The following is a 25,381-nucleotide window of genomic DNA, read 5'->3' as shown; positions in this document are numbered from 1 at the left end:
TCGGTGTCGGTGTCGGTGTTGGCGTTGCGGTTGGTGTCGGCGTTGGTGTCGGGCTCGTGGTTGGCGTCGGTGTCGGTGTGGCTAAGCTTGGGTTGTAAACCGTGAAGGGCAGGTTTTTCCCATCCCAAGTCATCCCGTCCTTCGTGACGGAATTCGTACTGAACCCTGAACTCACGAGCCCACCACCGACCCCATACAGGCCGCCGATAGTGCATGTGCCGTCCGCTACGGTGACGCAGTCGCCTCCGAAGCCGGCACCGGTGAACCATCCACTAACGGTTGCGCCCGAGACTGGGGCTCCTGTCTGGTCCTTGATCGACACGGTTGCTTTTGGTACCCATACGTCCGGATTAGGGCTGAGGACGCTGGCGTCGAGGATGCTGTCGACACCCATGACGGGGAGTGCGGGTGGTTTCGGGCACGCATATCCGCGTTCGAAGTAGTTCGTCGCGGTCTCGATCAGGTTTACGCCGGTACTGATGTTTTTTGGTCCAATCGGGTCGTGTGAACCGGTGGCATAGAGCATGTCGGCGGCTTCGTCATATTCCACCAGCGGACTTGGGCCCCACCTCAGGAGCCCGGTGGCGGTGTCACTCCAGTAGGTGCAGACGAAACTGGAGCCAGCCTTCATTACCAGTTCAGCGTGTCCGCGGCTGCCGAAGTACGACGTGATGGTGTCCGGGTGTTGAACGTCGCCGGAATAGCGGTAAGAGACCGTGCTGCCGTCAGCTCCGTGGAAGTCAACATAGGAGTTCGAGCTTCGTTGAAAGGTGCCTGATGGCGATGGGCACCAAGCGTCCGTGTAGTTGGGGAAGGCCACACAGGTGGAGGTGTAACTTCCGTCGGCGTTGAGGGAAACCTGTCCCGTTCCGCCATGGACCACTGTCCATTCTCCGTCCAGGTTGGACAGTGCATGGGCCGGCGGGGGTGCTGCCATCATCGTAATGACCAGGGCCAGTGCGGAAGCCAGTGCGAGCAAAAAGCCCAGGCGCCTCCAGGATGGCCGGGGATGTGCAGTATCTGGCGGTTCCCCACGGCCGGGTGAGCTTGCAACTAGAGAATTAAACATGACGTTCCCTCCATCAGGTCAGCAGCGGGGGAGCACCGGAATGGCGAACCGACACTAACGTTAACAAACGTTGACTATAGAATGAACTCACGAATCCCCGCTGTCAACACTAATTAGTTATAGACTTTTAGCATGGCACTTGATGAGTCCCCACTTGACCCGGAAGTCCTGTCCCGATTGGGCAGCTTGGATGATCCCGTGCGCCGACGGCTTTATGAGTACGTGCGCGATTGCGAACAGCCTGCGGGGCGTGATCTGGCTGCTGAGGCGACAGGGATCAGCCGCACCTTGGCTGCCTACCATCTGGACAAGCTGGTTGAGGCTGGACTGTTGCGTGCCAGTTATGCCCGTCCGGCCGGACGCAGCGGTCCCGGCGCTGGCCGGCCCGCGAAGTTGTATCGGTTGGTCGAGGAGGATTTGGCCGTCAGTGTTCCGCCGCGTGACTACGAACTGCTCGCACGTCTTCTTGTTTCCTCGGTGGACCGCGATCCCACAGGTGCCGTGCAGCAAGCCGTCAACCTCGCCGCCTACGACGCTGGCCAACAAGCCGGTGCGGGCCAAGGCAGGACCCTGATCGCTGTTTTGAACGGCAGCGGCTACCAGCCACGGGCCACTGACGATGGCTGCATCGAGCTGTGCAACTGTCCCTTCCACGCCCTCGTCGAGGACCACAAGGACGTTGTCTGCGACCTCAACCTGAACCTCATCCAAGGCATGCTCGATGGCGGCAACCAACAGGACGCCCGCGCTGAACTAAACTTCGCGCCAAACCGCTGCTGCGTCGTCATCCGCAATGCCCAACTGGAGCGGAATTCAGACCCAGTCGAAGACACAAACGGAATCCGCCGCCCGACTTCAGGCCGTCACGTCGCAACAGAAGAGCGGGCCCCATGACCGCATCGGAATTCGCAGAGCGGAACTCTGCCGCGATGCGGAATACTTGAACACATGGAGCATCGCAAAATAATCATTCTCGGCTCAACCGGTTCCATCGGCACACAGGCGATTGACGTCGTCGGACAAGCCACGCTGGAAGACGGAACGCCGCGCTTCAGCGTGACTGCTCTAAGCGCTGGCGGCGGAAACCTGAAACTGCTTGCCGAGCAGGCCGTTCAGCTGCGGGTTTTGGCCGTGGGCACAGCCTCGGACGACGCCGTAACGTTGCGTTCGCTCATTGCCTCCTGCGCCGAGGCGGCCGGGCTGGCAGGCTTCGCGCCGGAGGTTCTTTCCGGCCCTGCTGCCGCAACGTCCATCGCGGGGTGGGGTGCAGGCACTGGTGACGGGGCCGACGTCGTGCTTAATGGCATCACCGGTTCCATTGGGCTGGCGCCAACTTTGGCCGCTTTGGGCACTTCGGCCATTTTGGCTCTGGCCAACAAGGAATCGCTGATTGTGGGAGGGGCTCTCGTCAAGGAAGCCGCCTCGCCCGGGCAGCTCGTTCCGGTTGATTCCGAGCACTCCGCCCTGGCACAGGCGCTACGTGCAGGCACTGCGGCCGAGGTGGACAAACTGATCGTTACTGCCTCCGGCGGACCTTTCCGTGGGCGCAGCCGCGAGGAACTGGCGGATGTGACGCCGGAGCAGGCGCTGAAGCACCCCACTTGGGACATGGGCTTGATGGTCACTACCAACTCCGCCACCCTCGTCAACAAAGGCCTGGAAATCATTGAGGCGCACCTGCTCTTTGATGTCCCGTTGGACCGGATTGAAGCAGTGGTGCACCCGCAGTCGGTGGTGCATTCCATGGTGCAATTCACCGACGGATCCACCATCGCCCAAGCGTCGCCGCCGGACATGCGGCTGCCGATCGCGCTGGGATTGGGCTGGCCCGAGCGGGTTCTGGGCGCCACGGCACCGTGCGACTGGAGCAAGGCGGCCACCTGGACGTTTGAACCGTTGGACAACGTGGCCTTTCCTGCCGTCGAACTTGCAAAGGAAGCTGCCCGGCGGGGGAGCACCTGCCCCGCCGTGTACAACGCGGCGAACGAGGAAGCGGTCCACGCCTTCCACGCCGGGCGGATAGGCTTTCTGGATATTGTGGACACCATTGCCCAAGTTCTCAGTGAACACACACCCGGCTCGCAGCTGACGCTCGAAACCGTGCTGGAAGCTGAGGAGTGGGCACGTGCCCGGACCCATGAGTTACTGGCCGGCAAAGGCTGAGATTTTCGTAGCGAGAAAGTAAATTGTGACTGTATTGCTCTTCATTGGCGGAGTGGTCTTCGTGGCCGTTGGCATCGCCGTCTCCATCGCCTTGCACGAGGTGGGCCACCTGCTGCCCGCTAAATGGTTCAATGTCCGCGTCACCCGCTACATGATTGGCTTCGGGCCGACCATGTGGTCACGGACAAAAGGCGAGACTGAGTATGGGGTCAAGGCCATTCCAGCCGGTGGCTACGTGGCCATGGTCGGTATGTACCCGCCAAACCCCAGCGACGGCAGCGTCCGCCCCTCCAGTACTGGCATGTTCCAGACCCTCGCCACCGAGGCGCGTAGCGCAGCCCACGAGGAAGTGGGGCCCGACGACGCGAACCGGGTCTTCTACAAACTGCCCGTCTGGAAAAAGATCATCATCATGTTGGGCGGCCCGTTGATGAATCTGCTCATCGGTGTGGTGCTCATGGCCGTGCTGCTGATGGGCTTCGGCACGGCGCAAGCCACCACCACCTTGTCCGAGGTGAACGCCTGCCAGGTCGCTTTTGGGGCTCCGGCGCCCTCCGATCTGAGCACGTGCACCAAGACACCGGCCGCTGCTGCCGGGCTGCAACCAGGCGACACGTTGAAATCATTTGACGGCAGGGTCGTTACCGACTGGAGCACATTCACCGAACAGGTGCGTGCTTCCGCCGGGAAGACGGTTCCATTGGTGTATGATCGCGCCGGAAAGACGATCACCACCACCATCACACCTGTACTTACCGCACGTCCGGTGGTAGGTGCCAATGGCCAGGCCGAGGTCGATTCCACGGGTACAACCGTCACAGTCCAGGCTGGGTTCCTAGGTGTCGGCCCCACTTCCGCACTGGTGCGTGAACCGGCGTCGGCCGTGCTGCCTGCCGTGGGAGACAATATTGTGGCGATTGGCGGAGTGGTCTTCCAGCTTCCGCAAAAGCTTGTCGGAATTGCCCAAGCCGCATTTAGCTCTGCACCGCGTGATCCGAACGGCCCCATCTCCGTGGTGGGCGTGGGGCGCGTGGCTGGTGAAGTAGCTGCCATGGAACAGATCCCGCTGAGTTCACGCGTAGCCACGCTGACAGGGTTGCTGGCGGGGGTCAATCTGGCCTTGTTCGTCTTCAACCTGATTCCCCTGCTGCCGCTCGACGGCGGACACGTGGCAGGTGCGCTCTACGAGGGCGCCCGGCGCACGGTGGCGAAGGTGTTCAAACGCAAGGATCCAGGCCCGTTCGACATTGCCAAGCTCCTGCCTGTCACCTATGTCGCGGCCGTGGTCCTCATGGCCATGGGCGCGCTGTTGATCTACGCCGACATCGTGAAACCAGTAAATCTGTTCGGCTGACCGGCTGACCGGCATGGTTTCCTGTGGGCGGAGTTTGCTGGATGAGGTGGCGCTGGGCCGAGGATCATGCCACGCTGCAGCAAAGCCACGTCAAAACATTCTCGGAATTACTTGCACAGGGAGGACCTTGAGCCCCTGTGAACGGCTCTGCGACATCATTGGGTGGGCACGCATCCGCACCGCGGTGTGTTTGTCCGTTTCTCATCCATACTGCAGCTCCTGCGGGTGATCGGGGCGGGGACCCGCAGGAGCTGCAGTATCAACAGCGGGCCGCCGGTCACTGAGCCAGCAGCGCTCCATTGAGACCCGGTGTTTTTCTGTCCCGATTCCAGAAGAAATGGACAGTCCTTAAATTTCATCGCAGGGCGCACAAGAATTCGATAACCTTGCTAATGAGTGGGTACGATCCCTGTTCCGCTCGCCAGGTCCTCCACAACGGCGGGGTGTTCGGGCGAGCCGGATGCAGTCCTTCGCATGAACACGGTTAGAGCAATCAACACCTAAGGAGTCCTTCATGGCGAACAAGCAGATCGTCGTAGTCGGCGGCGGAATCTCGGGACTGGTCTCGGCCTTCGAACTGAGTGAACATGACGACGTCGATGTCACTGTGCTCGAGGCCGACTCCGAGTGCGGCGGCAAGATGCGCGGTTATTTCAATGCAGAGTCCCAGCGCTTCGAGGAGCACTCAATTCGTGCGCTCTCCTCGACGTACTACTCTTTGTTCAATATCTTTGCTCGAGCCGGCATTCTGGACTATCTCGAACCTGTAGCTGAGTACAACTTCTACGAGCGCGCCACCGGCAAACACGTTGGCGTCGACCGCACAACGTCCATCGATTCAGGCACTGTGAGGGATTTGGTTGAGACGTTCGACCTCTCCGTGCCCGACATGATCCATCTGGCCCAGAAGATTCTCCGTCACGTCAACGCGTCGGATGACGAGCGCGAGCGGATGGCTCACCAGAAAGCCGGCGATGTGATTGGCGTCGACGATTTCAGTCCGGCAACGCAGCAATTCATCATCAACTGGTTCGGGATTCTCACTGGCGCACGCATGCACAGCAAGGCCGTGGACATCATGGACAGCTTTCTGCTGATGTTCATGCCGATGACCGAGTCACCGCAGCTACCGCCGGGAGGGCATTCCAAGTCCTACTGCTTTAACCGCCCGACCTCCGATGCGGTGGCTGCCTTGGTCGATATTCTCTCCTCCCGGGGTGTGAAATTTGTCTATGACACCCGGCTGACCAATCTGGCTCCCCGGGGGGAACAGTATGAGATCCACACCGGCAGCGGCACGATGGACGGGAACCTCTTCGACGCCGTGGTCATGGCCGTGCCGCACGAAGTGATGTGGAGTGTCGGGCTCATCGACAGCGCGCGCCCGTTCAGTGACGAGTGGTCGTTCGGGTCACAGTTTCCGATGGCCGCGTTGCCTGAGGCCCTGGTTCCATTCGCGGGACGTTCCTACAATCTCTGCTTCGATGCGCCGTGGAACATTGTCTTCCAGATCCAACACAATGGCAGTTTCTGGAACGATGTCGAGTTTCCCCACAGTGCTCCCTACAGCCTGTCGGCCACGTGCAGTTCGCCGCACAACAAGGGCTCGCTGCATGGCAAAGCCTTCATGGACTGCACGCCGGACGAGGCGCTGCACGAGATCCTCTTCCAGCTTGGGATTGACGATGAAGTCGAACGTGCCGAAATCGTCCTTCGGGCGGTCTCGGACCCCGTCTACCTCGAATTCACGGCCGATTGGGAGCCCTACGCGCAGGTGGAGACCGCGGAATTCGGCCGCAAACACGTCGACGGCAGGCGGTGGGTGAACAAGTCCCAGATCTATGTGCGCTCCGCAGACGACCCACAAGTGGGTCCCGTTACGAAGCTGCCCGGCGTGTTCCTGGCCGGAGAAGTCGTCACAGTCCCGGGCAAGTGGAAGATACCCACAATGGAACAGGCCGCCGTCTCAGGCCGTCAGGCTGCGTCGTCCACTCTCGAATATCTCAACATCCAACACCGCATCAACATCGAAGTCGCCGAGCTCGCGCGTACGGCTCGAGCACGGTGGGCATCCGCTCTTTTGCGGGGAGTGACCGCCATCACGGACAACCTGCCCCGGCGGTGACCATTCCAAGTTCCACAGACGTGCGGAGACCGTGGACCGTATCACCCACCAATGGTTGATTGTTCCAAAACAAACACTTATGGTTTATTTATGTTTGTTTTGACGATCGACCAACGGGGTAGTCGCCGCCATGGCGACAAGGTGCCGCAGCTGCTGAAAGTCCTTGAGAACTTGACAACTATTCTGCCGTTTGAGCGTTCAGTGGGAGATGAAGTTCAAGGGCTTCTGGATGAACCCCAAGAGGTGGTTGAAGCGGTTGCGCGCATCCTCCGGGAGAAGGACTGGTACGTCGGAATTGGGATCGGTCGTGTCGATGTCCCGCTTCCGACGAGCTCCAGGGAAGCCTCAGGCGAGGCCTTCGTGGCTGCCCGTGAGGCGGTTGATGCGGCCAAAAAGACCGGTGATCGCGTTCCTTTGTCAGTGAAAACTCCCAACGCAGCAGCTGCGGTCTGGGCTGATGCTGTGGAGGCAGTGCTTGCCTTGACGGGAGATGTGGTCCGGAGCAGGTCGGCAGCTGAATGGCGCGTGCTTGATGCCTTGGATGCTTCCCCGGGAACGACGCAAAAGCAGATTGCCGCAACGTTGCAGATTAGCCCGCAAGCTGTCAGCAAGGCGATTGTCCGGTCTGGGCGCGCGGAAGAGTGGGGAGGCCGTCGGGCCGCTTTGTTACTGCTCCAACACGCCCAATTGGCACTGAATGTCCGTGCCAACGGATAGATTCGAAGGCGCAGCACGGTCAGCTGCTGCTCCATCGGATTGCTGACACAAGGAGGACCATGGATGCGCTATGGATAGCCGCGGCACTGCTCGTGGGCGTGGTGGGTGGCTGGCCTGTCACAGCGGGCATGCTTGCGTTGGCGAAATCACGGCCCGTTCGAGCCCTGGATGCCGCTGAATCCGGTGTTTCCGCAACACGAGCGGAAAGCCCGACGCTGGACATCTCGGCCACGGCCGACCTTCCAACCCTGGACCCGGAACCGGAACTTGACTCGGCACCGGCAGCAGTTTCTGCCGCGGACAGCGTGGTGGTTGCCACCCCCGCACAGGCTCCGCCCTTGGGGGTTTTGCGTGGCGGACTTCTCATTGGCATGCTGGAGCGTGCTGCGGTGGCGGTTGCCATCCTTTCAGGCCAGCCTGTGGCGATCGCTTACGTTGTGGCCATCAAGGGCCTGGGCAGGTACCCGGAATTGAAAAGCACACCGGCCGCCAGCGAACGGTTCATTATCGGCACGTTGGCCTCCATGTTGTTCTCGGCCAGTGTTGCGGTGCTCACGAAAGCGCTCCTGCTATAGGCTGAAAGCATGTCTATTTTTGCTGTTGAGTACGTTTATGGTCCTGAAGCTGAAGCAGAGCGTGTGGTACACCGTCCAAAGCACCGGCAGTGGCTTGCCGAACAGGCAGCCGCTGACGTTGTTTTAGCTTCCGGCCCCTATGCCGATGGAGCCGGAGCCCTGTTGATTTTCCGTGCGGAGAACGAAGCCGCCGTGCAAGATCTTGTTTCGCAGGACCCCATGACCCGCGGTGGCGGTGTCACGGGACTGAAGATTTCAGGCTGGAATCCGGTGATTGGCAAGCTCAGCTCTTACGTGGGCTGAACCTCAGTGTTCCGCGCCTAACGGGGAACACGCCTACAATCAAAGATAGATATTGCGAGATTCCTTTTGCGGCGCCAAAAACCGGCACCGCTGTCGTGATATGTGAAAAGTGAACTTCAAGGAGCATATTTTGACCTCCGTCAGTCTCGGCATGCCGCCATTGCCACCGCCCGTGCTCGCACCCCGGCGCAAGACCCGGCAAATCAAGGTCGGCCCCGTGGGTGTGGGGTCGGATTCGCCCATCAGTGTTCAGTCCATGACCACCACCCCCACCACTGACATCAACGGCACCTTGCAGCAAATCGCTGAATTGACTGCGTCCGGCTGCGATATTGTCCGTGTGGCCTGCCCGTCTCAGGACGACGCCGAAGCGCTGCCGATCATTGCCCGCAAGTCACAGATTCCCGTGATTGCAGACATCCACTTCCAGCCCAAGTATGTCTTTGCCGCCATTGAGGCCGGGTGTGCGGCAGTCCGGGTGAATCCCGGTAACATCCGAAAGTTTGATGACCAGGTCAAGGAAATCGCCAGGGCCGCCAAGGACCATGGCACTTCCATCCGGATTGGCATCAACGCCGGTTCGTTGGAGCCTGGCATCATGAAGAAGTACGGCAAGGCCACCCCCGAAGCCTTGGTGGAGTCGGCTGTTTGGGAAGCGTCCTTGTTTGAAGAGCACGGGTTCCACGATTTCAAAATCTCCGTCAAGCATAATGACCCGGTCATCATGGTTGCCGCATACGAGATGCTTGCCGAACAAGGCGACTGGCCCCTGCACCTGGGCGTCACCGAGGCTGGCCCTGCGTTCCAGGGCACCATCAAGTCCGCCGTGGCCTTCGGCGCCCTGCTGTCCAAGGGCATCGGCGACACCATTCGCGTTTCCCTGTCCGCTCCGCCGGTTGAGGAAATCAAGGTGGGCAACCAGATCCTGCAGTCGCTGAACCTGCGTCCGCGCAAGCTGGAAATTGTCTCCTGCCCGTCCTGCGGGCGCGCCCAGGTTGACGTCTACAAGCTCGCGGAAGAAGTCACCGCCGGACTTGAGGGCATGGAAGTTCCGCTGCGCGTGGCTGTCATGGGCTGCGTCGTCAATGGTCCGGGTGAAGCTCGGGAAGCTGACCTCGGCGTGGCGTCGGGCAACGGCAAGGGACAGATCTTTGTGAAGGGAAAAGTCATCAAGACTGTCCCTGAAGACCAAATTGTTGAGACACTCATTGAAGAAGCAATGAGGCTTGCCGAAGAGATGGAGTCCGAAGCGGATGACACGAATCTCAAGGGTGGCCCCGTGGTTAACGTTTCCTAGCGGAACCCGCCGTGAATCGGTGCGCGTCCTCGTCCACGAGGACACGGGCGCGCTCCGGACTCTGATCGCACGCGACCGGGTTGCAAACGTCTTCGTTGACTCCTTGGTCAGCCACAACAAAAGTGCCGTTCCTTCTTTCCCAGGCTCCGTCATTCTGGGTCATTTCGCGGACGACGGCGTGACGCTGGATGCCGCCTGCTGGGTGGGTTCCAACGTGGTCCCCATTGAAGCAAACAGCGAACAAGCAGCAGCTTTTGGCCGATGGATTGTGGCGCACTGGCAGCCGCACGCCTCCATTTTTGGTCCTGCCGACGCCACCCTTTCGCTCATGAGCGTGCTGGAGCAGGCCGGTATCCAAGCTCAAGAGGTTCGTGCCAACCAGCCGCTTCTGAGTATTTCAGGCACGCCGCTACTGCCCCCAAATTCCTTGCTGACAGTGAGCAAAACAAAACATTTCAATGAACTCCTTGACGCTGCAGCCGCCATGTTTGAAGAAGAGGTGGGTTACTCTCCGTTCTTGGGTGGTGAGGAAAACTACCGCCGCCGTGTTGCGTGGTTGATCAGTCACGGCCATTCCTTCAGCCACCAGGGTGCCTTTGGGGAAGTCATCTTCAAAGCTGATCTGGGTGCCGTGACACAGTTCGCCACCCAGGTGCAGGGGGTGTGGATGAACCCCGATTACAGGGGAATGGGGCTCAGCGCAGCCTACATGTCTGCCGTGGTGCTGCTAGCCCAGGCCCACGCACCGATCACCAGTTTGTATGTCAACGACTACAACACCCGGGCCAGGGCACTGTACAAGCATGTCGGCTTTGAACAGGTGGGCACCTTCGCCACCGTGTTGTTTTAGTCCGCGCGCGATTCCAACGCCACCTCTGCGGCTGCAAGTACCCTGTGCTCTGAACTCAGGGAGTATTCGCGCAGCTCTGATGAGATCTAACGGCTTCCTCCTCACGCACCGCACTTGTTCCACCACGTCTGCACGGATGCCTTTGGCTGCGCAGGCAAGTCGTGTAACGCACGTCACCGGATTCGCGCTACGCTTATGCAACTTGTTGCGAAAGGGAGTCGTTGAATGAATGCTGGTCAGTTTCCCCACCTGTTCACCCCGTTGGATCTGGGATTCACCACGCTGCCCAACAGGGTGCTGATGGGTTCAATGCACGTGGGACTCGAGGAACTTCCGGGCGGCTTTGAGCGCATGGCGGCCTTTTATGCCGAGCGCGCCCGAGGGGGAGTCGCCTTGATGGTGACTGGCGGCATTTCCCCGAACGACGCCGGCCGCCCCATGAAGGGCGGGGCCAAGCTCAGCACGCCCGAAGAAGCCGAACAGCACAAAGTAGTCACCGAGGCCGTCCATGCAGAGGGCGGCAAAATCGCCTTACAGCTGCTGCATTTTGGCCGCTACGCAGCCCATCCCGGCCTCGTTGCGCCCAGTGCGGTGCAGGCCCCCATCAGCCCACTCACCCCGAACCCGCTAAGCAGAGCAGCGGTGGAGGCCACCATTGAAGACTTCGCCAGTGCCGCACAGCTGGCCAAGGACGCCGGCTACGACGGTGTGGAAATCATGGGCTCTGAAGGCTACCTGATCAACGAATTCGTGGCCCGGCGCACCAACCACCGCGACGATGAATGGGGCGGCAGCTATGAGAACCGGATGCGTTTCCCGGTGGAAATTGTCCGGCGCACCCGGAAACGTGTAGGTGCGAACTTCATCATCATTTACCGGCTCTCCATGCTCGACCTCGTCGAAGGTGGCTCCACGCTGGAGGAAGTCATCCAATTGGCCCAGGCCGTGGAAAAGGCCGGTGCCACCATCATCAACACCGGTATCGGCTGGCATGAAGCCCGGATCCCCACCATCGCCACGTCCGTACCGCGGGCCGGTTACGCATGGGTCACAAAAAAGCTCATGGGCCACGTCGGTATTCCGTTGATCGCCACCAACCGGATCAACACCCCCGACGTCGCCGAACAGCTCCTGGCCGACGGCACCGCAGACATGGTTTCCATGGCCCGGCCATTCCTGGCCGACGCGTTCTTCATGCGCAAGGCAGCAACCGGACGAAGCGATGAAATCAACAGCTGCATCGCCTGCAACCAGGCGTGCCTGGACCACACCTTCGTGGGAAAGACTTCCTCGTGCCTCGTCAACCCACGCGCCTGCCACGAAACTCAAATCACCATTGAAGCCACGGCGCATCCGAAAAAAATTGCCGTCGTGGGTGCCGGCCCTGCAGGCCTTGCCTTTGCCGTCACGGCTGCCGAACGTGGCCACTCCGTTACGTTGTTTGAGGCCGCGGTGGAGATCGGCGGACAGTTCAACCTCGCCAAGCAAATCCCCGGCAAGGAGGAATTTCACGAAACCATCCGCTACTTCAACCGCCAAATCCAGCTGCGTGGCATCGAACTGCGCCTGAGCACGCTGGCCACCATCGACTCCCTTACCGCTGAGAACTTCGAGGAGATCGTCCTAGCCACCGGTGTCCTCCCGCGCACTCCTGAGCTGGACGGCGTGGACCATCCCAGCGTGCTCAGCTACCTGGACGTGCTGCGCGATAAAAAGGAGGTGGGCGCCAACGTCGCCATCCTCGGCGCTGGCGGTATCGGCTTTGACGTGGCCGAATACATCACGGCCCAAGGCACCAGCGCCACGCTCGTACCGGAGAAGTTCTACCGCGAGTGGGGCATCGACACCACCTACAGCGGCCCTGGCGGCATCACCAGCCCTGAGCCGGAGCGTCCCGACCGCCGCGTGGGCCTGTTCCAGCGCAAGGAAACAAAAGTTGGTTCCGGCCTCGGCAAGACCACCGGCTGGATCCACCGCACCACGCTGAAGGCCAAGGGTGTCCAGATGGTCCCCGGTGTGGAATACCAAAGGATTGACGACGCCGGACTCCACCTGAGCGTCAACGGCACGGACACTGTGCTCGCCGTGGACACCGTCATCCTGTGCACCGGTCAGGATCCCCGGCGGGAACTGCAGGCTGGGCTGGAAGCCTCGGGCGCCGTCGTGCACCTGATTGGGGGAGCGGATGTGGCAGCTGAGCTTGATGCCAAGCGTGCCATCGATCAGGGCACGCGGCTGGCAGCGGTGATTTAAATGTCCCTGACCCAGGCGATCCTGACGTCCTTGTTGGAAATGCCGTGCTCGGGGGCCGAATTGGCGCGGCGCTTTGATAAATCGTTGGGATATTTTTGGCAGGCCACGCACCAGCAGATTTACCGGGAGTTGGGGTCGATGGAGCGAGACGGGCTGATAGCGGCGTACGGGCTACCCACGGCTCGTGGCCGGCAACGACATTTCACCGTGCTGGCCCCGGGGCGGGATTTGCTGCAAGCCTGGTGTGCCGGGCAGGGGGAACTGCGCCCCATCCGTGACGAACTATTGCTGCGTATGCGTGCGGCCGCCGTGTTGGGGACGGTGGATATTGCTGCTGAGATGCGTCGGCAGCAGAGCCTGCACCGGGATGTTCTTGCCCGCTATGAAGCCATTGAACAGCACGATTTTCCTCTCGGGATACAGCGTTCCACAGCTGATGAATTGCAATGGGCTGTGCTGCGTGCGGGGATTGTGTACGAGACTTCATGGCTGGCATGGTGCGAAGAAGTGCTGGAAGGGCCCGGTTTCCAATAGCCACGCGGCGCGGGCGGATAGAGGTTGTGCCTGCTGTCATCTTGCCTGCGGTGTCGGCGCAGCGGATACTGGGTAACGCGGCAGGGCACGGTGCCCCATTGGAGAACGGACTATGCACATGGCGGTCACCACCAGCATCTCCCCGGTTCAGTTCGACGTGAATTCGTCTCTCAGCACCGCACAACGGCAGACCCAGGGCCGGGCAGCAAGAGATCGTATCCATCCGGCCCAACTTGGAGACTGGAATCCGCAGAGCCGCGGCCACGACGCACTGGAGACTATCCTGGCCCAGAGCGCCATTCGGCAAAGTGATTTGCTGCCCATCCGCCACGGCCGCATGTCGGCATCTGCCTGGACCTACTACCGCGGGGCGGCAGCCGTTGCGGCAGCAGATCTTGGATCACGGCCGAACAGCGGGCTGACCGTCCAGATGTGCGGGGATGCGCACATCCTCAATTTCGGATTGTGGGCCACCCCCGAGCGCAATCTCTCCTTTGACCTCCGTGATTTTGATGAGACTCTGCCCGGGCCTTTCGAATGGGACGTGTCGCGCCTCGTCGCCAGCATCGTGGTCCTGGCCAGGGACTCGGGCCTGAAACAGACCGTGGCGGACAGGGCGGTTGCAGCATGCCTTGCAGCTTATCGCGCCCGGATGGCCAAGTACAGCACTGCCAAACAGCTGTTTATTTGGTATGACAAGGTGACAGTTGACGATCTGATCGGCGTCTTCACCACCAAGGACCAGAAGCGTGCCAGTTCGTTGATCGCAAAATCGGCCGTCAAGAAGACCAGTGCTGGCGCCGCCAAGAAACTGATCGAAAAAGTTGGCGGTAGGCTGCAGATCAGCGAGCAACCCCCCACCCGCACACACCTGAAAGCCACACCCGCAAGCGCGGTCTACAACGCCTATCGGGAATCGTTGGAGGAAGACCGGAGGCACCTGTTGGATGGCTTCACACCGCAGGATGCCGTCCAACAGATCGTCGGCGTTGGCAGTGTGGGCATGCGGGTCTACCTGCTGCTGCTCAACGGATGCCATGACAACGATCCGCTGTTCCTGCAGATCAAGCAGGCCGGGCCATCCGTGTACGAGCCGTTCGCCGGGGCCAGCGTGCACACAAACCACGGCCAGCGGGTGGTTACCGGGCAGCGGTTGATCCAGAGCGCAACCGACATCTTCGTCGGTTGGACCTCAGACCAGGGACTCGACTTCTACGTGCGGCAGTTCCGTGACATGAAAGTCATCGCCGACGCCGAGATTCTCGCCCCACGGCTGGTCGAGTTCGCCACTGCCTGCGGCGGAGTCCTGGCCCGCTCCCACGCCCGCAGTGGTGACCCGACCGCCATCAACGCCTACATCGGGAAGGGCCGAAAATTTGATGAGGCACTCGGCCGATTCGCCGTGGCCTACGCCGACCAGACTGCCGTTGATCACCAGCAACTCGTCGATGCCGTGAAGTCAGGAGCCATAGCCAGCGCACCGGGCTAGCGGCTGGGTGCTACCGGCTATCGGCTGGCTTCGTGCTGCTCGTTGGCCTGGGCGGTGACAAGTTGCGCCGTGGCTTTGAGCATGGCTGCGGTCTGCGCAATGACAGGAGCGTAGGAGGATTGCCACGCATGCCGGAAGACAAACGCGTCAGGCCCCTCCCAGCGCAAGCGCGAGGTGATGCGGGTGTTCAGTTCCTGCTTGATAGTCAGCAGGACTGTGTGGGCGAGGTCAAGATCCCGGGCGAAATGATGCAACTCCTCCGGGTCTGCGCCGTAAAGGCCAGTGCTCACTATTTCTCCCATGCTTGCCTCATTGAACAGCCTCAACCCTAGTTTGCAGGGTGGGCGGCAGGCGATGGGCAGGGCTCCCCATGGACGGGACCGCCTGACCCGGCCGCTGCACTTATCTAGTGCGGCGCCGCAACGTCAGTGACGCCAGCAGCAGGCCTGCCACAACAAAAGCAGCCACCACCACCAAGTCCGTGAGTAATGATGAGGTGGGATCGGCATGACCGGCGACTTCCTGCAAACCGTGAACGGCGTAGCTCAGCGGCATGATGTTGGAAAGGGCCTCCAAGATGCCGTTCATTTGCGCCCTCGCCACAAAGAGCCCGCACAGCAGAATTTGTGGAATGACTACCACCGGCATGAACTGCACGGCCTGAAACTCAGTGGTGGCAAAGGCGGAACAGAGCAGCCCCAAGGCTACGCCAAGCACCGCCGTCAACACGGAAATCAGTACCACCCAGCCCGCATTGCCAGCAATCTTCAACCCAAAGATCCAGTATGCCGTTGCCGTTGCGACCAGTGCCTGCAGGGCCGCCATGATGGAAAACGCCAGTGCGTAGCCAAAAAGCAGGTCGGCCTTGTGGACGGGCGTGGTCAGAAGGCGTTCCAGGGTTCCAGAGATCCTCTCGCGCAACATGGTGATGGATGTGACCAGGAACATGACCACAAACGGGAAGATGCCCAGCATCATCAACCCCACCCGGTCAAAGGTGCGTGGCATGCCGGGAGCCAGTGTTTCTTTTTCGTACAGCCAATACACCAGGGCCAACAGTAAAGCCGGAACCACCAGGATCAAGGCGATGCTGCGCGGGTCGCCCTTGAGCTGGCGAAGCACGCGCAGGCACGTGGACCACATCATGGCGACGTTCACGAGGCCGCCTCGGCGCCGCCGGCATCCGCTTCGGCTGCCCGGATCAGACGCAGAAAAGCCAGTTCAAGGTCGTCGGTGTCGCCGCGTTGGCGCAATTGCGCTGGTGTGAGCTGCGCCAAAAGCAGGCCCCCGCGCAACAGCAGCAGCGAATCACAGTGCCCTGCCTCCTCCATAACGTGGCTGGAGATCAACAGCGTGGTGCCCGCAGCAGCCATGGCCGAAAACTGGCCCCACAATTCAGCCCGCAGCACTGGGTCCAGGCCCACGGTCGGCTCATCCAGGACTAAAAGTTTGGGCTTGCCCACCAGCGCGCACGCCAGCGACACCCGGCTGAACTGTCCACCGGAAAGCTTGGATGCCTTGCGCGTGGCCACATCTTCAAGCCCGACGGCGGTCAACACAGCATCGGCGTCCTCTCGGCTGCCGCCGTGCACCGAGGCGAAATACCGTACGTTGTCCAAGACGCTCAGATCGGGGTACACGCTGGGCGCTTGGGTGACGTAGCCGACGTCGTGCCTGTTCCTCGGATCGCCTGCCGGGCGGCCCAACACCGTGAGCGTGCCAGCGGTGATCTTTTGCACCCCCACCAGGGCACGCATGAAGGTGGTCTTGCCGCTCCCCGAAGGGCCCAGCAAACCCGTGATGCGCCCCTCCGGAATGTTGCAGGAAATGTTGGCCAGGACCTGCTTCTTGCCGCGGAACACGCGCAGACCCTCCACACTGACGCCCATAGAACCGCCAGCGCCCGCAGGGTTGGCAGGCATGGGGGCAAAAGGCGGCTCTGGGACTGGCATTGTGGCTCTGTGGGACATGCTGGCTCCAAGCTGCCGGTTCCGGTGCTGTCACCATCAAACTAGACCCAGCCGTGGATGCTGTCCAATATCGCAGGGGCCTGATGGAACTCCCCGAGGAGCAGGTGTGCCAGCAGGGCCTGCGAACCGGTACATTAGTACCTGTCCGCCTGAACTTACGGCGGCACCCACCCACTTCAAGAAATGGAAGATTCCGCGTGGCACTTCGCCTTTCCACCCTCTTTCTACGCACCCTGCGTGAAGACCCCGTCGACGCCGAGGTCGACAGCCACAAACTCCTGCTGCGTGCCGGCTACATTCGCCGTGCCGCCCCGGGTATTTACACGTGGCTGCCGCTGGGCCTGCGTGTGCTGCGCAAGGTGGAGGCCATTGTGCGCGAGGAGATGGACGCGATTGGCGCCCAGGAAGTCCACTTCCCGGCACTGCTGCCCAAGGAACCGTATGAAGTGACCAATCGCTGGCTTGAGTACGGCGACGGCATTTTTCGTCTGCAGGACCGCAAGGGCGCCGACTACCTGCTGGCGCCCACGCACGAGGAAATGTTCACGCTGCTGGTCAAGGACTTGTACTCCTCCTACAAGGATCTGCCGCTGAGCCTGTACCAGATTCAGAACAAGTACCGCGATGAGGCCCGGCCCCGTGCCGGCCTGCTGCGTGGGCGTGAGTTCATCATGAAGGACTCCTACTCCTTTGACATTGACGACGCCGGACTGGACGCCAGCTACATGGCCCACCGCGGTGCCTACTTGCGTATTTTTGAACGGCTGGGCCTGGAAGTGGTCCCTGTAGCCGCCACTGCCGGTGCCATGGGAGGTTCAAAGAGCGAAGAGTTCCTGCACCCCGTGGCCATTGGCGAGGACACCTTTGTGCGTTCGGCCGGCGGCTATGCCGCCAACGTTGAAGCCGTCACCACCGTGGTCCCTGCTGACATTGACTACGCCAACGCCCCCGCGGCCGTGGTTCGCGAGACCCCTGACTCTGCCACGATCGAAGCCCTGGTCGCCACCGCCAACGAGCTGGCACCGCGCGCAGAGGGACCATGGACAGCTGCGGACACGCTCAAGAACGTGGTACTGGCTGTCGACCTGCCCACCGGTGAGCGCCAGCTGGTGGTTGTGGCACTGCCCGGGGACCGCGACGTTGACCTCAAGCGCATTGAAGCCAACATTGGCATGCACCTGAGCATTGGCGGGGAAGTGGGTGTTGAACCGGCCGGCGAAGCCGATCTGCGCAAGCACCCCGGCCTGGTCAAGGGCTACATGGGCCCCGGACAGTCCCTGGATGCCGCAGTCCTTGGCACGGAAGGCTCCACGAAACTGCTGTTCCTGGTGGACCCGCGCATTGTACCCGGCACCACCTGGATCGCTGGAGCCAACGAAGACGGCAAGCACGTCTTCGGGCTGGTCGCCGGGCGTGACTTCAGCTGGGACGGCACCATTGAATCCGCACAGGTGCGCGAAGGCGACCCTGCCCCCGACGGCTCAGGTCCGCTGGAAACGGCTCGCGGCATTGAAATGGGCCACATCTTCGCCCTTGGCCGCAAATACGCGCAGTCGCTGGGCCTGAAGGTCCTGGACAAGAACGGCAAGCTGGCCGTTGTCACCATGGGCTCCTACGGCATCGGCATCACCCGCGCCGTCGCAGCCCTGGCTGAATCGAACCACGACGACAAGGGCCTGATCTGGCCCGCCAACGTGGCCCCGGCCGACGTCCACGTCGTGGCGGTGGGCCGTGGCGAGGAGATCTTTGAAGCAGCGGCCCAGCTGACGGCCGATCTTGAAAAAGCCGGCCTTGAAGTCATTTACGACGACCGCGCGAAAGTTTCCCCCGGCGTGAAGTTCGGCGATGCCGAGCTCCTTGGCGTCCCCACGATCCTTGCTGTAGGGCGCGGATTGGCCGAAGGGCTCGTGGAGATCAAGAACCGCGCCACCGGCGTCGCCGACAACGTTCCCGTAGCCGAGGCCGTGCAGTACATCCTCGACAAGGCATAACTTCTCCACAAACCGGGGGTCGGCGGTGCCGGCGTTTTCCATCCGGCTATCCGACCGACGGCCGTGGGCGGCCTTACGGTCTCCTTTACGCCGGACTACAAAAAACGCCGGCACCGCCGCCCGATGGGTGGGCAGGCTAGGCCTGCCCACCCATAGATAGGAAAGCATGATTTCGGGCTTTGAGAACATCACCACAGCGACCATTATTTTGATCCTGGTAGCCGGTTTTGCCGCTGGTTGGATCGACGCGGTGGTGGGCGGCGGGGGACTGCTGCAGCTTCCAGTCTTGTTGATGATCCCGGGCATTACACCCATTCAAGCGCTGGCGACGAACAAGATGGGGTCAATTTTCGGCACGGCCACCAGCTCGGTCACGTACTACAAACGGGTCAAGCCGGACATGCGCACGGCTCTGCCGATGGCCGGTGTTGCGCTGCTGGGAAGCGTGGGCGGGGCAGTGGTGGCAGCCAGCCTGCCCGGGTCTGTGTTCAAGCCGATCATCGTGGCGGCACTCGTGGCGGTGCTGCTGTTCACGGCGTTCAAACCCAATATCGGGGAACTGACCGCACTGCGTCATACGGGCCGCAAACACTATGCCGTGGCGTGCATCATTGGGCTGTTGATCGGCTTTTATGACGGCCTCATCGGCCCCGGCACCGGTTCGTTCCTGGTGATCGCCCTGGTGGGGCTCATGGGCTATGCCTTCCTGGAAGCGAGCGCCAAGGCGAAAATCGTCAACCTGGCCACCAATGCCGGTGCTCTCATGTTCTTCCTCCCCCACGGTTCGCTGTTGTGGGGTGTGGGCCTGGCCGTGGGCGGGGCCAACATGGCCGGCGGCTACCTCGGCGCCCGCACAGCGGTGAAACAGGGCAGCAAGTTCATCCGGGTGGTCTTCTTGTTGGTCGTTGGCGCGCTTATCATCAAGCTCGGTGTGGACGTGTGGAACGAGAACCTGGCCCACGCAACCCTGAGCTGGTTCAACGGTTAGTAGAGCACGTCAAGCTCGTGCGCGGAGGGCAGACCCGGAAGCGTCTTGGCCGCCAGCGTGCTGGCCACCCACAAGGAGCGTTGCGCATCGCGGGCATGGCCGGGTGATTCCAGATAGCTGAGGGCATTTTCCACCTCGCGCAGAATGGACCACGCCACGGCCAGTTCGGCGTCCAGCCCGGCCGCGGCTGACAGTTCTGCGGCGCGAGCCCGGAGCGCGGCTTCGGCGCCCCGCTGCGGCAAGTCACGCAGTCGGTTCCACAGGCAAGGTGCCACGGCATACTCCGGATCACCGACCAATGCCTGCGGGTCTATTGCCAGGTAGCTATTGGATCCCCTCCGCGCCAATGCGTTGAGGTAGTGAAGATCGGTGTGGATGAGGACGTCGTTGTTGCTGCGCCGTGCCACTGACCCCCGTGTTTGGCACACCTCAAGTGCCGCCTCGAGCAGCCAACGGGGAAAGGGTTCCCCCGCCTCGTCCCAACGCTGCGGCAGTTCGTCGCAGTACCGTTCAGCGGTGGCGGCCACTTCCGGAAACTGCTGCCATTCAGGGCGGGCGTCAGGACGAATGCTCAAGTCACGCAGCAGTCCGCCCCACCGGGCTATGGCTTCGTCAATGGGCAAATCCATCAGGGATCGGGTGTTGTCGAGGCGTTCAAGGACCATGGCACCCATCGATGAGTCGCTGTGCAGAAGCTGCACAGCGCCGCGGCCACCCCACAACTGCAGGGCAACCGGTTCCAGCAGTGTCTCCTCGCAAGGGAACGACACTTTCAGCGCGGCTGCCGCTCCGTGCGCGGTCAGCACCGGAATCACCATGGCCGTATGCCCGTGCCACGGCAACTCTCCAACAGGCAGGTCCAGTGTCAGCCGCCACTGCTTCAGAGCCTCTGCGACCAACCCGGGCAACCGCCCCAGCCAAGTGCGCCCCTCCCGGCTTTGCCGGTGGCGCACCCGCACGGACTCGGGGATCTGAAGGTGAGTTGTCACAACCTGAGCTTAGCCGGTGGCACCTGGGTGGGCCGGGCGCCGTCGAACGTTCACAGGGAAGGGTGCAGGGAACGTTCGACGCCGGTTCAGCCCACCAGCCCGCTGGCGCCGAGTAGACGACCGATGGCAAACGTGGCAGCCAGGGCCAATGCCCCGCCCACTACGACCCGGGCTGCCGCCCGGTTGCGCGAACCGCCACCGATGATGGCGCCGATCCAACCCGTGATGCCCAAAGCCAGCAACACCGACACAAACGTGACGGGCACCCGGAGGTGTTCCGGGGGAAGCAGGATCGCCAGCAGCGGTAGCAGCGCCCCCAGCGTGAAAGCGACGGCGGAGGCGAAGGCTGCGTGCCATGGGCTGACTACGTGGTCCTCTTCAAGGTCTAGTTCTGCTGCCAGATGGGCGCCGAGGGCGTCACTTTCCGTCAGTTCGTCGGCGACCAGCGCCGCAGTGGACGGGGACAGTCCTTTGTTCTCATAGTTTCGTGCCAACTCGGCCAAATTCTTTTCGGGGTGCGCCTTCAGGTCTGCCCGCTTCTGTTCGATCGTGGCTCTTTGGCTGTCGCTCTGGCTGCTCACCGAAACGTATTCACCCAGGGCCATGGAAATGGCTCCGCCGATCAGAGCGGCCATGCCAGCTGTCAGGATAGGTCCGCTGCTGGTCGTGGCGCCGGCTACGCCAACGGCTACTGCGGCGACGGACACGATTCCGTCATTGGCGCCCAATACCCCTGCCCGCAACCAGTTCAAACGTTGGGCGGTTTCCCCTGTTGTCGAGAGTGCCCGCGGTGGTGTCAACTCTTCTGCTCGCTTCATGTTTCCAGCAAAGCACTACCGTTTTCTTGCCGCCAGCAAGGAAAGGATGTCCTCGCTGAGGTTTGGCTATCCTCGCTAGTGGGCGATTCCGGCCAATGCACCGACTGTGCCGCCCCAGAACTTTTGAGTCTGTGCGGAGTCGAGTAGCCAGCTAACGGAGATTTCCCGCAGCGTGCCGTTGGCCACCAAGGCTGTGGTGTCCTGGCCACGGGGTGCACTGAGAGCTGCAAGATCGGCGTAAATGGTCTCCAACTCGGCTTCCAACCCGGCCAAGGCAGTTTCTGGATGGGCGGTGAACGTGGAATCCAGGATGAACCCTGCCACCGGGGTGACCTGCGGCAGGCACCGAAGCTTGAGTTCGGCATTGAGCACCACCAACTTGTCCTGATGACGTGCCAGCAGGTCTGCAGACTGGCTAAACCGCGGTTCGGACATGCGGGCTGTGGACACCTGATAGGCGTAGCTGGCCTTTTGCTCACCCAATGCAGCAGCGTGCAACGCTGCATCGACTGTGGCTCCTGGCCGTGGTTCCAATGTGGAGGAACACTCCGGTCCCGCAGGTGTTGGGAAATCGACGTTGGCTGGTAGGAATTTGGAGGGCGGAAGGACAACCCCCGCTGCGGCCGCAAGATCCTTGGCCTGGAACTGTTGGCTGGTGCCCACTGCGGCAAAGACCCTGCCCATGGCGTGATCGGCTGTCAGGGCGTGGGTTAGCAACGTCTCTGCACTTGCACTGAGGGCGTGCTGCAGTTCTGCCACTGTCGGTGGAGGGGTGGGGGAGGAAGTGGTGGGAGCCGTGGCTTCTGCGGTACTCGGAGCCAAGCCGTCACCGAGCGCGGCAGACTGCACTGAAAGGTCCTTGGCCGTCTGCTGCAGCAGTTGCTGAGTCTTGGCAGGCACTGAGGAACTGCTCAGTGCTGCGGCGTAGGTGGCCAATGTGTTAGTGGTTTTCCACGCCTCCTGCCGGTGCAGCTCGGTCTGTGGGGGACTGGCGGTCTCCTCTTCATGATCTGAAATCACGGTTCCGAGGCCAACCACAAGTGCCGAAATAACAAGGAGGAAAAATAGGCCGCGTAGGAAAGCGACAGGGCCTTTACGTGAACTCCGGGCGGCTTTGCTCCCGGGGTTGGCTCCCGACGGGGAGTTCTCCGGGACGGGCTGGGATGGTGGATTGCTCACAACTTCTGATCATCTCATGATTGAACCCCGCCACCTGCACCCACAAAGCGTTGTGCAGTGGCTGGATGCGTCCATACTCACACTGGATCGTTGCGCAGCGGGCGTGGAAACTCGGTAGTCTATATACCTACAACATCATCAATAGGGAGGCGTGCGTTTTATGACGAAGCCAGACAGGCCGAAAACGGCCGCACGCTCAGGGAACAAGCCCTCGGCAATGGATTCCGCTGCTGAAGCGCTCAGACTTCACACACTCCTTGCCCCCACCGTGGCAGCCGCAGACTTGTACTTGGAAGAAGTCAAGGTCCACTTTGCCGGATCCCACCGCACGGTCTCTGTGATTGTCGATCTGCCCGAAGATGCAGTTGGCGGGGTCGGCCTCGATGCAATTTCAGCCATTTCCCGTGAGCTTTCGGACGTGATGGACACGGACCCGAACGACGACGGAAACGCCTACGACCTGGAAATCTCTTCACCTGGCGCCACCCGACCCATGACCGAACCCCGCCACTGGCGCAGGGCCCTGGGACGCATGGCCAAGGTCAGTGCCTCGGACCGGGAGAACTTTGTGGGCCGTATTCTGGCCGTGGATGACGACGGCGTGCTTTTCAAGCCTGAACTGCCCGTCAAAAAGGGTATGAAACCCAAACAGGGAGAACCTGAAAAGGTTTTGTTCACGGCCATTCGCCGAGGTGTTGTTGAACTTGAGTTTGCTCGCCTCGACGAGGCTGAGCTTGATTTGGAATTTGAAGCGGCCAGCGGCAACGCGGTTGATGGAGAGGGAAGCTGACCATGGACATAGATATGAGCGCATTGCGGGAGCTGGAGCGCCAACGGGAAATCCCATTGGACATGCTGATTCCCACCATTGAGCAGGCCTTGTTGATGGCCTACTACAAGTCCTCCGGCGCCCATGAGAGCGCACGGGCCGAGCTTGATCGCAAGAGCGGCCACGTCACCATCTGGGCCGCTGAACTGGACGACGACGGCGCAGCCATCGGGGAATTCGATGACACACCGAAGGGCTTTGGGCGTATTGCTGCCAGCACGGCACGCCAGATCATTCTGCAGCGTTTGCGGGATGTGGAGGACGACGCCGTCTTGGGCGAGTTCCGCGGCAAGGAAGGCGAACTGGTCTCCGGCCAGATCCAGCAGGGAAACAACCCCAACATGATCCAGGTCGACTTGGGTGCTGTGGAGGGCGTGCTTCCTCCGAATGAGCAGGTGCCGGGGGAGGACTACCGTCACGGCAGCCGTATCCGCACGTTCGTGGTGGATGTTCATCGGGGGCTGAAGGGCCCTTCCATCACGCTGTCTCGGTCACACCCAGGTTTGGTGCGCAAGCTCTTCGAAATGGAAGTTCCGGAGATTGCTGACAACACTGTCGAAATCGTTGCGCTGGCCCGTGAAGCAGGCCACCGCAGCAAGATTGCCGTCCAGGCCAACAAGGCTGGCGTCAACGCCAAGGGCTCGTGCATCGGAGAAATGGGTTCGCGAGTCCGTGCCGTCATGACCGAGCTCAACGACGAAAAGATTGACATCGTTGACTTCAACGAAGATCCAGCCATTTTCATCGCCAATTCGCTCTCACCCTCGAAGGTGATTTCAGTCACCATAGTTGATGAGGCAGCGCGTTCAGCACGAGTCGTCGTCCCTGATTATCAGCTGTCTTTGGCCATCGGCAAGGAAGGCCAGAACGCACGATTGGCCGCCAAGCTCACCGGCTGGCGCATTGACATCGTCTCCGACGCCGCCGCAGTTTAGGTCTGAGGTTGAGGGCGCGTTAGAATAAGGAGAACCGGGCCTGAAGCTGCCCTGACACCCCAAATACCCGAAGGTACGGCAGAGTTGGTTGAGAAAGTAGCGGTAGCGCCAAGCGAAACCGCCAAAACCAGCGAAGCAGTGCGGACTTGTATTGGTTGCAGGAAAGCAGAAGCACGGTTTCAACTTGTGCGGCTCGTGAGGTCCATCAACAGCTCCGGTGAAACGGAGGCGCTGGTGGACGTTCTGCGCCGTATGCCTGGCAGGGGTGCTTGGCTGCATCCCCAGCTGGAATGTTGGAAGCAGGCGATCAAACGCCGCGCCATTGGCAGGGCCCTTCCGGGGGTCACCAATGTGAGCGAGGTTGAAGCGTTTGCGCAAAATGGTCTGCCGCTTATGGCTGGCCATGAACATACGAACCTAATTGTCCCTTTGTGAAAGCGGGTCAGAAAACCGATGGAAACCCGATGAGTACCCAGCGATGAGTGCCCAAAAATGAGCAATTTCATGTGCTCTCACGCCGCCTATTCCGACATGGAATGGCGCAGTAAGAATTAAACGGTTCGTACCTGTCCGGTGCGGGCCGAGACAGGAGAAATGTGGCCAAGGCCCGCGTACACGAGCTTGCAAAAGAGCTCGGCATCACCTCAAAAGAAGCAGTGAGCAAACTGCAGGAACTGGGCGAATTCGTTCGTTCGGCATCCTCCACCATTGAGGCCCCCGTCGTGAAGAAGCTTCGCGACGCTTTCCCTGCAGCTGCAAAGCCTGCAGAGTCCAGCCCGGCTGCCACGGCAGCGCCTGAAGCTGCGGCGCCCATGGCAGCAACGCCCAAGGCAGCCGCCCCGAAGGCCGCAGCTACACCGAAATCCGCCACCCCGGCTGCGCCCGGCCCTGCTGTTCCGGGCCCCAAGGCAGCTCCGGCACCTGCTGCCCCAGCCCCGGCCGCTGCGCCAGCC

25 protein-coding genes are annotated in these 25,381 nt (G+C 61.3%); 18 read left to right on the top strand and 7 right to left on the bottom strand.

The features are described from left to right. Window positions 1-1,069 (bottom strand): hypothetical protein (locus Q4P21_RS10495; RefSeq protein ID WP_303388722.1); only part of this gene is annotated, 1,069 nt, incomplete at its 3' end. 132 nt (window positions 1,070-1,201) lie between these two features. Here Q4P21_RS10495 and Q4P21_RS10490 point away from each other — a divergent pair. From Q4P21_RS10490 to Q4P21_RS10435, 12 genes are all read left to right on the top strand, one after another. Then, a complete protein-coding gene (locus tag Q4P21_RS10490) occupies window positions 1,202-1,963 on the top strand; it encodes a metalloregulator ArsR/SmtB family transcription factor (protein WP_303388721.1) in 762 nt (253 codons plus the stop codon). Between the two features lie 54 nt (window positions 1,964-2,017). Next, complete coding sequence (dxr, locus tag Q4P21_RS10485; protein WP_303388720.1) at window positions 2,018-3,232, top strand: 1-deoxy-D-xylulose-5-phosphate reductoisomerase; 1,215 nt, start codon at window positions 2,018-2,020, stop codon at window positions 3,230-3,232. A 22-nt stretch (window positions 3,233-3,254) separates the two neighbouring features. After that, window positions 3,255-4,586, top strand: a complete 1,332-nt coding sequence (locus tag Q4P21_RS10480) for an RIP metalloprotease (protein ID WP_303388724.1) — start codon at window positions 3,255-3,257, stop codon at window positions 4,584-4,586. 514 nt (window positions 4,587-5,100) lie between these two features. Continuing rightward, entirely contained in the window at window positions 5,101-6,711 is a 1,611-nt protein-coding gene (locus tag Q4P21_RS10475; RefSeq protein WP_303388719.1) for an FAD-dependent oxidoreductase, read from the top strand. 90 nt (window positions 6,712-6,801) lie between these two features. Beyond that, window positions 6,802-7,428: a MarR family transcriptional regulator gene (locus Q4P21_RS10470; RefSeq protein WP_303388718.1), complete on the top strand. Its 627-nt coding sequence runs from the start codon at window positions 6,802-6,804 to the stop codon at window positions 7,426-7,428. A 59-nt stretch (window positions 7,429-7,487) separates the two neighbouring features. Continuing rightward, window positions 7,488-8,003, top strand: coding sequence for a hypothetical protein (locus tag Q4P21_RS10465; RefSeq protein WP_303388717.1), 516 nt, complete (start codon window positions 7,488-7,490; stop codon window positions 8,001-8,003). 9 nt (window positions 8,004-8,012) lie between these two features. Then, window positions 8,013-8,306 (top strand): YciI family protein, encoded by a 294-nt coding sequence (locus Q4P21_RS10460; protein ID WP_303388716.1) that lies wholly within the window; start codon window positions 8,013-8,015, stop codon window positions 8,304-8,306. 130 nt (window positions 8,307-8,436) lie between these two features. Beyond that, the gene (gene ispG / locus Q4P21_RS10455; RefSeq protein WP_207344544.1) at window positions 8,437-9,603 is read left to right on the top strand and encodes a flavodoxin-dependent (E)-4-hydroxy-3-methylbut-2-enyl-diphosphate synthase; all 1,167 of its coding nucleotides are present in this window, start codon (window positions 8,437-8,439) and stop codon (window positions 9,601-9,603) included. After that, the gene (locus Q4P21_RS10450; RefSeq protein ID WP_303388715.1) at window positions 9,560-10,453 is read left to right on the top strand and encodes a DUF4081 domain-containing GNAT family N-acetyltransferase; all 894 of its coding nucleotides are present in this window, start codon (window positions 9,560-9,562) and stop codon (window positions 10,451-10,453) included. The genes ispG and Q4P21_RS10450 overlap by 44 nt, the downstream gene beginning before the upstream one ends. Before the next feature lie 225 nt (window positions 10,454-10,678). After that, a complete protein-coding gene (locus tag Q4P21_RS10445) occupies window positions 10,679-12,706 on the top strand; it encodes an FAD-dependent oxidoreductase (RefSeq protein ID WP_303388714.1) in 2,028 nt (675 codons plus the stop codon). Next, window positions 12,707-13,240, top strand: coding sequence for a PadR family transcriptional regulator (locus tag Q4P21_RS10440; RefSeq protein WP_303388713.1), 534 nt, complete (start codon window positions 12,707-12,709; stop codon window positions 13,238-13,240). A 118-nt stretch (window positions 13,241-13,358) separates the two neighbouring features. Then, the gene (locus Q4P21_RS10435; protein WP_303388712.1) at window positions 13,359-14,729 is read left to right on the top strand and encodes a DUF2252 domain-containing protein; all 1,371 of its coding nucleotides are present in this window, start codon (window positions 13,359-13,361) and stop codon (window positions 14,727-14,729) included. Between the two features lie 17 nt (window positions 14,730-14,746). On the opposite strand, the gene Q4P21_RS10430 is transcribed toward Q4P21_RS10435, so the two are convergent. The 3 genes from Q4P21_RS10430 to Q4P21_RS10420 form a co-directional block, all read right to left on the bottom strand. Beyond that, a complete protein-coding gene (locus Q4P21_RS10430; protein WP_303388711.1) occupies window positions 14,747-15,031 on the bottom strand; it encodes a hypothetical protein in 285 nt (94 codons plus the stop codon). Window positions 15,032-15,131: 100 nt separating this feature from the next. Continuing rightward, complete coding sequence (locus tag Q4P21_RS10425) at window positions 15,132-15,875, bottom strand: ABC transporter permease (protein ID WP_303388723.1); 744 nt, start codon at window positions 15,873-15,875, stop codon at window positions 15,132-15,134. Between the two features lie 8 nt (window positions 15,876-15,883). Next, window positions 15,884-16,651: an ABC transporter ATP-binding protein gene (locus Q4P21_RS10420; RefSeq protein WP_303388710.1), complete on the bottom strand. Its 768-nt coding sequence runs from the start codon at window positions 16,649-16,651 to the stop codon at window positions 15,884-15,886. A gap of 245 nt (window positions 16,652-16,896) precedes the next feature. On the opposite strand from Q4P21_RS10420, the gene Q4P21_RS10415 reads away from it, so the two are divergent. Next, on the top strand, window positions 16,897-18,690 hold the full coding sequence (locus Q4P21_RS10415; protein ID WP_303388709.1) for a proline--tRNA ligase: 1,794 nt from the start codon (window positions 16,897-16,899) through the stop codon (window positions 18,688-18,690). 166 nt (window positions 18,691-18,856) lie between these two features. Then, window positions 18,857-19,678 (top strand): TSUP family transporter, encoded by an 822-nt coding sequence (locus Q4P21_RS10410; RefSeq protein WP_303388708.1) that lies wholly within the window; start codon window positions 18,857-18,859, stop codon window positions 19,676-19,678. Here the strand turns inward: Q4P21_RS10410 and Q4P21_RS10405 are convergent. From Q4P21_RS10405 to Q4P21_RS10395, 3 genes are all read right to left on the bottom strand, one after another. After that, entirely contained in the window at window positions 19,675-20,667 is a 993-nt protein-coding gene (locus Q4P21_RS10405) for an aminoglycoside phosphotransferase family protein (RefSeq protein WP_303388707.1), read from the bottom strand. The genes Q4P21_RS10410 and Q4P21_RS10405 overlap by 4 nt on opposite strands. 86 nt (window positions 20,668-20,753) lie before the next feature. Further along, a complete protein-coding gene (locus Q4P21_RS10400) occupies window positions 20,754-21,485 on the bottom strand; it encodes a VIT1/CCC1 transporter family protein (RefSeq protein ID WP_303388706.1) in 732 nt (243 codons plus the stop codon). A 75-nt stretch (window positions 21,486-21,560) separates the two neighbouring features. After that, the gene (locus Q4P21_RS10395) at window positions 21,561-22,505 is read right to left on the bottom strand and encodes a DUF4439 domain-containing protein (protein ID WP_303388705.1); all 945 of its coding nucleotides are present in this window, start codon (window positions 22,503-22,505) and stop codon (window positions 21,561-21,563) included. Window positions 22,506-22,824: 319 nt separating this feature from the next. On the opposite strand from Q4P21_RS10395, the gene rimP reads away from it, so the two are divergent. The 4 genes from rimP to Q4P21_RS10375 form a co-directional block, all read left to right on the top strand. Beyond that, a complete protein-coding gene (gene rimP / locus Q4P21_RS10390; protein ID WP_303388704.1) occupies window positions 22,825-23,454 on the top strand; it encodes a ribosome maturation factor RimP in 630 nt (209 codons plus the stop codon). 2 nt (window positions 23,455-23,456) lie between these two features. Continuing rightward, window positions 23,457-24,428: a transcription termination factor NusA gene (nusA, locus tag Q4P21_RS10385; protein WP_303388703.1), complete on the top strand. Its 972-nt coding sequence runs from the start codon at window positions 23,457-23,459 to the stop codon at window positions 24,426-24,428. Between the two features lie 138 nt (window positions 24,429-24,566). Continuing rightward, on the top strand, window positions 24,567-24,863 hold the full coding sequence (locus Q4P21_RS10380; protein WP_369598888.1) for a YlxR family protein: 297 nt from the start codon (window positions 24,567-24,569) through the stop codon (window positions 24,861-24,863). A gap of 161 nt (window positions 24,864-25,024) precedes the next feature. Continuing rightward, the coding region (locus tag Q4P21_RS10375; protein WP_303388701.1) for a translation initiation factor IF-2 N-terminal domain-containing protein at window positions 25,025-25,381 on the top strand (357 nt) is incomplete at its 3' end.

Source organism: Arthrobacter sp. (assembly GCF_030540645.1).
GTDB lineage: Bacteria > Actinomycetota > Actinomycetes > Actinomycetales > Micrococcaceae > Specibacter.
The sequence above is the reverse complement of the archived record's forward strand: the minus strand, read 5'-3'. Positions and strand labels throughout refer to the sequence as shown.

Coding starts and splice junctions, on each gene's coding strand:
- Q4P21_RS10440 (WP_303388713.1), top strand. CDS start 12,707: ATGTCCCTGACCCAGGCGATCCTGACGTCCTTGTTGGAAATGCCGTGC.
- Q4P21_RS10470 (WP_303388718.1), top strand. CDS start 6,802: ATGTTTGTTTTGACGATCGACCAACGGGGTAGTCGCCGCCATGGCGAC.
- Q4P21_RS10435 (WP_303388712.1), top strand. CDS start 13,359: ATGGCGGTCACCACCAGCATCTCCCCGGTTCAGTTCGACGTGAATTCG.
- Q4P21_RS10465 (WP_303388717.1), top strand. CDS start 7,488: ATGGATGCGCTATGGATAGCCGCGGCACTGCTCGTGGGCGTGGTGGGT.
- Q4P21_RS10430 (WP_303388711.1), bottom strand. CDS start 15,031: ATGGGAGAAATAGTGAGCACTGGCCTTTACGGCGCAGACCCGGAGGAG.
- Q4P21_RS10490 (WP_303388721.1), top strand. CDS start 1,202: ATGGCACTTGATGAGTCCCCACTTGACCCGGAAGTCCTGTCCCGATTG.
- Q4P21_RS10425 (WP_303388723.1), bottom strand. CDS start 15,875: ATGATGTGGTCCACGTGCCTGCGCGTGCTTCGCCAGCTCAAGGGCGAC.
- Q4P21_RS10475 (WP_303388719.1), top strand. CDS start 5,101: ATGGCGAACAAGCAGATCGTCGTAGTCGGCGGCGGAATCTCGGGACTG.
- Q4P21_RS10445 (WP_303388714.1), top strand. CDS start 10,679: ATGAATGCTGGTCAGTTTCCCCACCTGTTCACCCCGTTGGATCTGGGA.
- Q4P21_RS10450 (WP_303388715.1), top strand. CDS start 9,560: ATGACACGAATCTCAAGGGTGGCCCCGTGGTTAACGTTTCCTAGCGGA.
- dxr (WP_303388720.1), top strand. CDS start 2,018: ATGGAGCATCGCAAAATAATCATTCTCGGCTCAACCGGTTCCATCGGC.
- Q4P21_RS10460 (WP_303388716.1), top strand. CDS start 8,013: ATGTCTATTTTTGCTGTTGAGTACGTTTATGGTCCTGAAGCTGAAGCA.
- rimP (WP_303388704.1), top strand. CDS start 22,825: ATGACGAAGCCAGACAGGCCGAAAACGGCCGCACGCTCAGGGAACAAG.
- nusA (WP_303388703.1), top strand. CDS start 23,457: ATGGACATAGATATGAGCGCATTGCGGGAGCTGGAGCGCCAACGGGAA.
- Q4P21_RS10420 (WP_303388710.1), bottom strand. CDS start 16,651: ATGCCTGCCAACCCTGCGGGCGCTGGCGGTTCTATGGGCGTCAGTGTG.
- Q4P21_RS10410 (WP_303388708.1), top strand. CDS start 18,857: ATGATTTCGGGCTTTGAGAACATCACCACAGCGACCATTATTTTGATC.
- Q4P21_RS10400 (WP_303388706.1), bottom strand. CDS start 21,485: ATGAAGCGAGCAGAAGAGTTGACACCACCGCGGGCACTCTCGACAACA.